The organism is Anabaena sp. CCY 9402-a, from assembly GCF_963920945.1.
In the GTDB taxonomy this organism is placed as follows: Bacteria; Cyanobacteriota; Cyanobacteriia; order Cyanobacteriales; family Nostocaceae; genus Trichormus; species Trichormus minutissimus.
In genome coordinates this window covers 1-1284 of record NZ_CAWUDL010000193.1, presented here as the reverse complement: position 1 = coordinate 1284, position 1284 = coordinate 1, and the positions used below count along the sequence as shown (strand labels likewise).

The following is a 1284-nucleotide window of genomic DNA, read 5'->3' as shown; positions in this document are numbered from 1 at the left end:
CATCACCTGGCGTTGCCAGATAAAGATGATGATGCTGATTCCCTGGCGTTAGCCTGTTACTACTTCGATTACCACGCTGATCAGCGTCGGTTTGTGCAAGTCCGTGACCTGACGATAGTCAGAATCAGGGAACTGGTGCTGAGACTCGCACACCTCAATCGTGTACAAAGTCCGATAATTAACCGCATCCGGCAAGATTTAGCTTGGCAGTTCCCAGAGGTTGCCTTGGTGAAATCAAAACGCCTAGATTCCGGTGAAGTGCCGCTATTGTGGGGATGGTTGGCCCAAGAGCGTAAGAGCAAGCGATACGACCTGATTTACCAAACGACCGTAGGGCTTGGCATTAGTGACACAGTTCGTTATCATGCGGCCAGGCTTTGTAACCTCCAGCGTGAGGAATCCGCAATTGAGCATGAATCACACCAATTGCTTGCTGATGTTAGGTTTAAGCCATACCTGGAAGTTTTCCACAAATTCGGCTTTGGTCAAAGACTAATTGCGATCGTAATTTCCCAGATTTACCCACTATCAGGATTTCTTGGTGAAGACGGTAAGCCGGAAGTGAAGATACGCCAGGGGCGAAACTCTAAAAAACCCACCAAACGCCATTTATCACTGAGGCGATTTCAGAAAGCTTTGGGTGTAGCTCCCAGTTTGGAGGCATCCGGGGACATTCGCAAAGCCAAAGTAGTTGGCGGTTCTGATTTATGTAGAAAATCTCTATGGCAGTGGGTTTTTACTCGGATTGAACCCAAGCGATCGCGATTAAAAAATGAAATTGGTAAAAGTTTGGGGGAGAAGCTGGACACTGAAAAGGAAGCTGGCCGCCCGGTCAAGTTGGTGCGAATGAAAATTGCTGCGATTGCAGTGCGGTTATTGTTCCGTGAACTGGTAAAGGTGTTAGCCAATGACTAAACAAAACCTAAAACGTGGTTATTATTACTGCTATGCTTGCGGAGTCAAAACACTGCATGACTGGCATTCTGGGATTACAAATCAAGAGTTTGAAACTTGGCCGAACAATGCACCAATTCCTGATGATGTTTTTATGTGCTGTCGATGTGCTTCTGGTTTAACTGATGAGGAATGGGAACAGGCAAACTTAGACAATAGTTATTAAGGTGGTGGCGACACAGCTGGAACTTTTTGCAACTGCCGCAACCGGAATCGGTAAGAACGCTGGGGTTACAGCTGCCTTCCCCTCAAGTTACTTTCTTTAACCAGAAAATCACGCGCTTTCTATTATTGCAGGCACGCCACCAATAATATTTTACTAGAGTGAAG

Annotated in this window: 2 protein-coding genes; both read left to right on the top strand. The window is 46.3% G+C overall.

Translation table 11 applies throughout. The features are described 5' to 3' along the window. On the top strand, positions 1-915 hold a 915-nt coding region (locus ACM0OR_RS28245; RefSeq protein ID WP_414579717.1), incomplete at its 5' end, for an IS110 family transposase. Beyond that, entirely contained in the window at positions 908-1120 is a 213-nt protein-coding gene (locus ACM0OR_RS28240) for a hypothetical protein (RefSeq protein ID WP_414579716.1), read from the top strand. The genes ACM0OR_RS28245 and ACM0OR_RS28240, both read left to right, overlap by 8 nt. The last annotated feature ends 164 nt before the right edge of the window (positions 1121-1284 follow it).

What these genes read in the sequence shown, in the direction of transcription:
- ACM0OR_RS28240 (WP_414579716.1), top strand. Translation starts at nt 908, where the DNA reads ATGACTAAACAAAACCTAAAACGTGGTTATTATTACTGCTATGCTTGC.